11 protein-coding genes are annotated in these 8,585 nt (G+C 56.9%); 10 read left to right on the top strand and 1 reads right to left on the bottom strand.

Annotated elements, in window-relative coordinates; translation table 11 throughout:
* Positions 1-27: 27 nt before the first annotated feature.
* Positions 28-1,164 (bottom strand): MlaE family lipid ABC transporter permease subunit, encoded by a 1,137-nt coding sequence (locus Q1K23_RS05875; protein ID WP_300363222.1) that lies wholly within the window; start codon positions 1,162-1,164, stop codon positions 28-30.
* Positions 1,165-1,289: 125 nt separating this feature from the next.
* Here Q1K23_RS05875 and Q1K23_RS05870 point away from each other — a divergent pair, with 125 nt between their 5' ends.
* The 10 genes from Q1K23_RS05870 to gatB form a co-directional block, all read left to right on the top strand.
* Complete coding sequence (locus Q1K23_RS05870; RefSeq protein ID WP_300363221.1) at positions 1,290-1,538, top strand: RNA-binding S4 domain-containing protein; 249 nt, start codon at positions 1,290-1,292, stop codon at positions 1,536-1,538.
* A complete protein-coding gene (trpD, locus tag Q1K23_RS05865; RefSeq protein WP_300363220.1) occupies positions 1,535-2,518 on the top strand; it encodes an anthranilate phosphoribosyltransferase in 984 nt (327 codons plus the stop codon). Before Q1K23_RS05870 ends, trpD begins: the two co-directional genes overlap by 4 nt.
* A gap of 8 nt (positions 2,519-2,526) precedes the next feature.
* Positions 2,527-2,934, top strand: coding sequence for a tRNA (adenosine(37)-N6)-threonylcarbamoyltransferase complex ATPase subunit type 1 TsaE (gene tsaE, locus Q1K23_RS05860; protein WP_300363219.1), 408 nt, complete (start codon positions 2,527-2,529; stop codon positions 2,932-2,934).
* A complete protein-coding gene (gene lptB / locus Q1K23_RS05855) occupies positions 2,927-3,649 on the top strand; it encodes an LPS export ABC transporter ATP-binding protein (RefSeq protein ID WP_300363218.1) in 723 nt (240 codons plus the stop codon). Before tsaE ends, lptB begins: the two co-directional genes overlap by 8 nt.
* Complete coding sequence (locus tag Q1K23_RS05850) at positions 3,646-4,905, top strand: RNA polymerase factor sigma-54 (RefSeq protein WP_300363217.1); 1,260 nt, start codon at positions 3,646-3,648, stop codon at positions 4,903-4,905. Before lptB ends, Q1K23_RS05850 begins: the two co-directional genes overlap by 4 nt.
* Positions 4,898-5,632 (top strand): TIGR02757 family protein, encoded by a 735-nt coding sequence (locus Q1K23_RS05845; protein ID WP_300363216.1) that lies wholly within the window; start codon positions 4,898-4,900, stop codon positions 5,630-5,632. Before Q1K23_RS05850 ends, Q1K23_RS05845 begins: the two co-directional genes overlap by 8 nt.
* A gap of 69 nt (positions 5,633-5,701) precedes the next feature.
* Complete coding sequence (locus Q1K23_RS05840) at positions 5,702-6,382, top strand: F0F1 ATP synthase subunit A (protein WP_300363215.1); 681 nt, start codon at positions 5,702-5,704, stop codon at positions 6,380-6,382.
* A 14-nt stretch (positions 6,383-6,396) separates the two neighbouring features.
* The gene (locus Q1K23_RS05835) at positions 6,397-6,687 is read left to right on the top strand and encodes a hypothetical protein (protein WP_300363213.1); all 291 of its coding nucleotides are present in this window, start codon (positions 6,397-6,399) and stop codon (positions 6,685-6,687) included.
* Positions 6,662-7,243, top strand: coding sequence for a thiamine phosphate synthase (locus Q1K23_RS05830; protein WP_300363212.1), 582 nt, complete (start codon positions 6,662-6,664; stop codon positions 7,241-7,243). Before Q1K23_RS05835 ends, Q1K23_RS05830 begins: the two co-directional genes overlap by 26 nt.
* 5 nt (positions 7,244-7,248) lie before the next feature.
* Positions 7,249-8,585 (top strand): Asp-tRNA(Asn)/Glu-tRNA(Gln) amidotransferase subunit GatB (gene gatB / locus Q1K23_RS05825; RefSeq protein ID WP_300363211.1); only part of this gene is annotated, 1,337 nt, incomplete at its 3' end.

Here is an 8,585-nt window from a genome sequence, read left to right as displayed (position 1 = left end):
TTCCCGCTTCCCTGTACCCGGTGTCTCTCATATCCCCAGCTCCGTGAAGATGACCGAAAAGAGGGCGTCGACGGCGACGACCAGAAAGATGGCGTTGACGACGCTCATGGTCGTGTAGCGCCCGATGCTTTCGGTGTTGCCGGAGACCTGGAATCCCCGAAAGCAGCCGATGGCGGCGATGATGAAGGCGAAAAAGGGACCCTTGAAGACGCCGACCAGGTAGTGTTTGACCTCCACGGCGTTCTGGAGCCTGTCGAGAAACTGGGTCATGTTGATGCCCAGCTGCGCCTTGGCCACGATCATGCCGGCGTAGATGCCGACGATATCGGCGAAAAAGATCAGAAGCGGCAGCGCCACGATCATGGCGAAGATGCGGGGGAGGACGACGAAGCGGTAGATCTCGAAGCCCATCGTCTTCATGGCGTCGATCTCTTCGGTGATCTTCATGACGCCGATCTGTGCCGTATAGGCCGAACCGCTGCGTCCCGCGACGATGATGGCGGTGATCAGCGGCGCCAGTTCCCTGGGAATCGAGATGCCGATCATGTCGACGATGAAGATGTTGGCGCCATATTTTTCCAGCTGCACGGCACTCTGGTAGGCGATGACGACACCCACGAGAAAGGAGCTGAGAGCCACGATCGGTATGGCTGTGGTGCCCGCTTTGTAGATGTTGGACGAGGTCTCCTTGAGGCGGATGGTCCCAGGATGCAGAACCGATTCGAAAAAGGCGATGGTCGCCGCACCGAGAAAGTTGAGAAAGAGTACGAAATCCTTGAATATGGCGACGCCGGCTTCGCCGATCCCGGCGACGAATTTCGTGACGATGGCGAAGGCGGGCTCTTTGGTGACGGGGAGGGGGCGGTTGTAGTGTTTGACGAGTCTGAACATGCGGCAGAACTCTCTTTTCCCACCCGTCGCGCGGACGCGTGCACTCTTTTTGAGACGTTCCCGCATGGCGATGAAAAAGACCATGGCCCCCGTGTCGATCTCGTCGATGCCGGAGAGATCGATCCGGATCTCTTTTTTTTCTTTCAGTTCGGGCAGAATCCGGTCGAACTCCTCTTCGATCCGGTCGAGCCGGTCGACACGCCACGATCCCGCAAGCCGCAGTGTCGTTTGCCCCTCTTCGGTACCGATATGAAAAAATACCCCGTTCGTCATGATTCGATTGTATCGAAGCTCCCATTAAATGGGCATAAGCCATTCCTCCCGACGGCGGATGCGGGAATAAACCTGATTTTAATTATCGGAGATGTAAAATAGAACATTTTATTTCGGAGCGGTCATTGAGAATCGATAAATATCTGAGCAGTGTCAATCTCGTCAAGCGCCGGACCATCGCCCAGGATATGGTCAAAAGCGGTGTCGTCTTCATCAACGGGGTGCAGGCCAAGCCGAGCAAGGACGTGAAAGTGGGAGATACGATCGAGATCCGGTATCTCAAGGGGACGAAACGCTACAGAGTCCTGAAGATACCGACGACCAAAACGATCCCCAAAAGCGCGAAAGACGAATATGTGGAGGAGTTGTCATGACGTACGAAGAGGCGAAAACGGCATTCGAGCGTCTTTTTCTGGGACTGATGGACGAGGAGGAGGCGAGAACTCTGCTGGTGGAGATGGCGGAGCGCGGCGAGAGTACCGACGAGATCGCGGCGGCGGCCGAAGTGATGCGGGCCCACTCGGTGAAACTGCCGGTGCCCGAGGAGCTGAGGGTGAAACTGATAGACAATTGCGGTACGGGGGGTGACAAGAGCGGCAGTTTCAACATCTCCACCACCGTTTCTCTGCTGCTGGCGGGTGCCGGATCCTATGTGGCCAAACACGGCAACCGATCCATCACCAGCCGTTCAGGCAGCGCCGACATGCTGGAACAACTGGGCGTCAGACTCGATCTTTCGCCCGAGCAGCAGGTGAAGATGCTCCAAGAGTGCGGCTTCACTTTCATCTTCGCCATCTATCACCATCCCGCGATGAAGTTCGTCATGCCGATCAGAAAGTCGATTCCCCATCGGACCATTTTCAACATTCTGGGGCCTCTGAGCAATCCCGCGGGTGTGGAAAAGCAGTTCATCGGTGTCTTCGATCCCTCTTTCGTCCCCAAAATCGCCAAAGCGCTCCGCAGACTCGGATCGAAGCGGGCCATGGTGGTCAGCAGCAGGGACGGGCTGGACGAGATCTCTCTGGGCGCGCCGACGGATGCGGCGGTGCTGGAAGGGGAGCATCTGCGGCTCGAGACGATCGAACCGGTCGAATACGGGTTCGAGCGTGTGCCTCTGGAAGCGATCGCCGGAGGCGATGCCCAAGAGAACGCGAAGATCACCCGGGAGATTCTTACCGGAGAGCTTAAAGGGCCCAAGCGGGACATCGTGCTGATCAACGCCGCCGGCGCGCTGATCGTCGACGGCAAGGCGAAGGATTTCGAAGAGGGGATCGCCATCGCCCGTGAAACGATCGACTCGGGAAAAGCGGCGGAAGCTCTGAAAAAGATCGTCGAGGTATCCAACGCCCTATGACGAAGGAGATGGAAGCCTCTCTCGAAAATCTCGACGAGATTGCCGAAAAGATCGCCGAACTGCTGCCTGATAACGCCGTCATCTTTCTGCGGGGAGATCTCGCCGCCGGCAAGACGACACTCGTCAAAGCGCTCGCCCGGGCGAAAGGATGCGGTGAAGCGGTGACATCGCCCACCTTTTCGATCCAGCAGGTCTACGACGACGGCTTCTACCACTACGATCTCTACCAGTGTCCCAACGAGAAATTTCTGGCGATGGGCCTTCTGGAGAGCCTGGAAGAGCCTGGGTGGCATCTGATCGAGTGGGGGGACGAAGCCCTCGAAAACTATCTGAAAGCCCACGGATTCAAGACCGTCGTGATCGAGATCGAACCGGCGGAAGACCGACGCCGATACAGGATAACCTACGATGCATAGACTCAAAACGGAAAAACTGGTCAAAACGATCAAGAAAAACATGATCGTCCGCGGCATTTCGCTCGAACTCAAAACGGGTGAGGTCGTAGGCCTTCTGGGACCCAACGGGGCGGGCAAGACGACGACGTTCTACATGATCTGCGGATTGATCCCCGTGACGGAGGGGAAGGTCTATATCGACGACGACGACGTGACGAAAGAGCCGCTGCACACCCGTGCCCGCCGCGGCATCGGATATCTGCCCCAGGAGTCGAGCATCTTCAAGGAGCTGACAGTCGAGGAGAATCTCCTGATCGCGGCGGAGGCGGCGAAACTCGATAAAAAGAGTGCCGAAAAACGGATCGAGAACCTTCTGGAGCTTTTCAACATCGAACCGATCCGAAACCGCAAAGGGATTCGCCTCAGCGGTGGAGAGCGGCGGCGTACCGAAATCGCCAGGGCACTGGTGAACAAGCCGAAGTTTCTGCTGCTGGACGAACCTTTCGCCGGGGTCGACCCGATCGCCGTCATCGATATCCAGAACGTCATCCGGCAGCTGCTGGAGCTCGATATCGGTGTACTTATCACCGACCACAACGTCCGGGAGACCCTGGGCATCTGCCATCGCGCCTACGTCATGTACGAAGGGGCGCTGATGGCGGAGGGTACATCCCAGGAGATCGCCAGCCATCCGGAGGTGATCAAGCACTATCTCGGAGAGCATTTCACCCTATGAGATTGCGCCAGACCCAGAGTGCCGGCCTCAAAACGAAGCTGTCGAGCACTTTGCGCAGCTGGCTGCCCATCCTCCAGTCGGGGCTCGAAGAGCTGGAGGATCAGCTCAAAGCCTACGAAAAAGAGAATCCCTATATGGAAGTGAGATCGGGATTCGAAGAGCAGTTTTCCGCGAAGTTCACCAAAAAAGTCCTCTACCGAAGCGAACGCTCCAGCAGTTCCGAAACGATCGAAGCGCTGACGATCCACCAAAAATCTCTCTACGAAAGGCTTTACGAGCAGATCAACGCCCCGCTTTTCCCCACTCCCCGGAGCGAAGAGATCGCCTACGCCATCGTCGAAGAGATTTCGGCCGAGGGATATTTCGAGGGGGATGTGAAAGAGATCGCGGAGCGTCTGGGTGTGCGTGCCGCAGAGGTCGAGAAGATAAGAGAGCGGTTCGCGTGGCTCACGCCTTCGGGCGTGGGAGCGCGTGACGCCGCCGAAGCGATGCTTTTCCAGCTTCGTCAGAGCGAAGTGACGGAGCCTCTCTACTCCTTCGTGGCGAAAATGCTGGAGGATTTCGAAAACATCTCCAGCTTCAGAAACGATCCCCTCTATGGCTCGGCTATCGACGTGATACGCCGTTTCAAGAACCCTCCCGCCCTCGAAACGATGGAAGAGTCGCCTCCTGCCATTCCCGACCTGATCGTCACCGGAAACGAGAACCGTATCGAAGTGAAGATCAACGACGAATTCTATCCGGATATCGTCATAGAGGACGGCGGCCTCAACCACGCTTTCGTGCGGAAGAAGGTGAAGGAGGCGCGGGATCTCTTCGATGCGCTTCAGATGCGCAAAGCGACACTCTATAAAATCGGATTGATGATCGTGGAGTTTCAGTACGACTTTTTCCAGGGAGGCGACATCCGACCGATGAAACTCAAGGATATCGCCGAAGAGTTCGACCACAATCCCTCGACGATCTCCCGGGCCATCGCCAACAAATACCTCGCCTGCGACAGGGGGGTCTTTCCGATGAAAGCCTTTTTTACCTCGGGCCCCGACGAAGAGGTGAGCAACGCCGCGATCAAACAGTTCATCGCCGACACGATCGCCGCGGAAGACAGGGAGAAACCTTTCAGCGACCAGAAGCTCCTGGAGATGATCGAAGAGAAGTTCGGTGTGAAGATGGTGCGAAGGACCGTGACGAAGTACCGCAAACAGATGCAGATAGGCGGGTCGAGTGAACGGAAGAGATTTTACAGGCTTGCGTGAAAGGCTGGAAAGGGAAGCGGCGAAACGTGACGATCCCTCGGAACTCTCGCTCGATAGACCCGATCCGCTTCTTGTGGCCAGGGAGCAGAAGGACGACCGGGCGGTGCTGCTTTGCGCCCTGTTCGGGTACGGCAATGCCGGAAAGATCGTCGAACTCCTCCAGAGTTTCGATTTCTCCCTGCTCGACATGGAAGAAGGTGCGATCCGCAGAGAGCTCGACGCCTACTACCGGTTTCAGTCCCGAGAAGATATCATCCAGATTTTTCTGACGCTGCGGCGGCTGGGGCGTGGCGGAATGGAGGAGCTTTTCATGGAGGGATACGGCAGACGAAGGCGCGTCATCGAGGGTGTCTTCTCGCTGATCCGTCATTTCGAGAGCCTCAACCCCTTTGAAAGCAGAGGATACCGTTTTCTGATCGGCCGTGTACCCTCCGACGGCAGGCCCCGGTCGACCTACAAAAGATGGATGATGTTCCTGCGCTGGATGGTCCGACAAGGCGCCCTCGATCTGGGGCGATGGCGCATGGTAGAGAGGGCCGATCTGATCATCCCCCTGGATACCCATACATTCCATACGGGTCGCAGGCTCGGACTTCTGCGGCGTAGAACCTACGACTGGAAAGCGGCGGTGGAGCTGACCGAAGCGCTCAAAAAGTTTTCTCCCGAGGATCCCGTGAAATACGACTTCGCACTTTACCGCCTGGGCCAGGAAAAGGGCGAAATATAAGGGTTATATTAAAGCCTGATTAATGGACCTTATGTTAAAATCGCACAAATCTAAGACAAAGGAAGCCGAATGGAAGGTGTATTTACCTTTTTTGGAGCAATCAACCACTCTCACGGGTTCATCTTTACGACCCACCTCCTTTTGACCGCGATTCTCGCCCTCGCGCTGGCGAAGATGGCGACCAAGTCTCTCAGACTCGTTCCGACAGGTACGCAGAACGTGATGGAAGCCTATCTGCAGGGTATCGTCGCCATGGGCCGCGACGTCATCGGCGAGACCAACGCGAAAAAGTATCTGCCGCTGGTCGCGACGATCGGTATCATCGTCTTAATCGCCAACGTACTGGGGATCATTCCCGGTTTCGAATCACCCACCGGTAACATCAACATGACACTTCCCCTGGCGATCATCGTCTTCGTCTACTACAACTTCGAAGGTATCCGCAAGAACGGTGTCGTCCACTATTTCGCCCACTTCATGGGTCCGGTCAAGCTGCTGGCTCCCCTGATGTTCCCGATCGAGATCGTCTCCCATATCTCGCGTATCATCTCCCTCTCTTTCCGACTTTTCGGAAACATCAAAGGTGACGACCTCTTCCTGTGGGTCCTCCTGATGCTCGCTCCCTGGATCGTTCCGCTTCCCGCGTTCCTGCTCCTCGCGTTCTCCGCGCTGCTGCAGACGTTCATCTTCATGATCCTGACCTACGTCTATCTCGCCGGAGCCGTCATGCTCGAAGAGGAATCTCTGTAATCAGGGATCCTCTTTTGAAACGAACGATCGCCGAAACCATCGTCAGTTTCCTCCTCGGCGCCGCCTGGGCGATCGTTCTGCTGGGCGCCGTCTTTCTCTTCTGGTCGTTTCTCCCTTTCGGATTTTTCATCGCGGTCATGGCCGGTATCGTGGGCTCGCTTTTCGGACTTCTGTGCGTCGTCCTTCTGGAAGTGGCGGCTCTGCAGTTCGACAAGTACCGGGAGCTCAAACACCAGACCCGTCTGCTCGAACAGATCAAAACCTCACTGGGCCGAAGCGATGATCCTTCGCTACGCCATCACTGACCCCTCCCACTACACTCGCGAACCTTCGACGCTGAAAGAGAGACTTTTTACGACGCTCTCGTCGATGCGTGTCGACCTGATCTGTCTCAGAGACAAGAGGGCGCCAAACTATTCCGAACCAGCCCGGTCGTTTCTTTCGCTTCGATCCGATTTTCCCGATGTGAAGTTTCTGCTGCACACCGATGTGGCGCTGGCGGCCAGACTGGGGGCCGACGGTATCCATCTTCCCTCCCATGCCTTCGATAGGATCGCGGAGGCGAAAGAGAAGGGATTGTGGACGATCGTCAGCACCCACACTCTCCACGAAGCGGAAAAAGCGCAAAGAGAGGGGGCCGACGCCGTGACCTTCAGCCCCATATTCGACACCCCCGGCAAAGGGCCCGCCCAGGGTTTAGAGAAGTTAAAAGAAATAAGAGATAAAATATCTATCAAACTCTTCGCGCTCGGCGGCATCGTGACGGAAGAGCAGATCGAAGCCGTCGAAAGAGCCGGAGCCGACGGTTTCGCGTCGATACGATATTTCGTACCCCCTATGACACCATGTAAGGAAATCTGAAAAATATGAGTGCTTTCGAAGTGATTATCGGACTCGAAGTCCACGTCCAGCTCAATACCAAAACCAAAATCTTCTGCAACTGCGCCACCAGTTTCGCCGATCCCCAGAACACCCACACCTGTCCGGTCTGTCTGGGGCTTCCCGGCGCACTTCCGGTCCTCAACAAAGAGGCGGTCAGAAAGGCGATGATGTTCGGCAACGCCATCGACGCCACCGTCCACAGGAAATCGGTCTTCAACCGCAAGAACTACTTCTATCCGGACCTTCCGAAAGGGTACCAGATCAGCCAGTTCGAGATACCGATCGTCGAGGGCGGCCACCTGATGATCGATTTCGACGACGGCAGCCAGAAGCGCATCGGCATCACCCGGGCCCATCTGGAGGAGGATGCGGGCAAGAACATGCACGAAGGCGACCACTCTCTGGTCGATCTCAACCGCGCCGGCACGCCGCTGCTGGAGATCGTCAGCGAACCTGATATGCGCAGCGCCGACGAGGCGGTACGCTACCTCAAGAAACTCCATGCCATCGTCAGGTATCTGGGCATCAGCGACGCCAACATGCAGGAGGGCTCCTTCCGCTGCGACGTCAACGTCTCGATCCGCCCCAAAGGGGACGACAAACTCTACACCCGCGTCGAGATCAAGAACATGAACAGTTTCAAATTCATCCATCAGGCGATCGGCTACGAGGTGGAGCGTCAGATCGAGGCGTGGGAGGATGGTGTCTACGACGAGGAGGTGTGGCAGGAGACGCGGCTTTTCGATCCAAACAAGGGCGAAACACGCTCCATGCGGGGCAAGGAGGACAGCGCCGACTACCGCTACTTCCCCGAGCCCGACCTGCTGCCGGTGATTCTGGACGAAGAGCTGATAGAGTCGGCCAGCCATATTCCGGAAATGCCCGACGAAAAGCGGGAACGCTATGTGAAGGAGTTCGGTTTGCGCCCGTACGACGCCGCGGTGATCACCGCCGAGGTCGAAACGGCCGCCTATTTCGAAGAGATGGTCGAAGCGGGCGCGGCACCCAAAGAGGCCGCCAAATGGCTCACGGTGGAGCTGCCGGCACGGCTCAAAGGGGGAATGGGCGTGGAGGATGCGCCTGTGAGACCCGCACAGCTGGCCATGATCGTCAAACGGATCGCCGACGGCACCATCAGCGGAAAAGCGGGCAAGGATGTACTCGACTACCTTTTCGAACACGAGGGTGCGGAAGTCGACGAAGCGATCGAAAAGCTGGGCCTCAAACAGGTGAGCGACGACGGAGCCATCCTGGCGATGATCGACGAAGTGCTCGCCGCCAACGCCGACAAAGTGGCCGAATACAAAGGGGGCAAGGAGAA

This window comes from Hydrogenimonas sp. (genome assembly GCF_029933015.1).
Taxonomy (GTDB): Bacteria; Campylobacterota; Campylobacteria; order Campylobacterales; family Hydrogenimonadaceae; genus Hydrogenimonas.
Note: the sequence above shows the minus strand (reverse complement) of the source record. Positions and strands in the feature narration are given on the sequence as shown.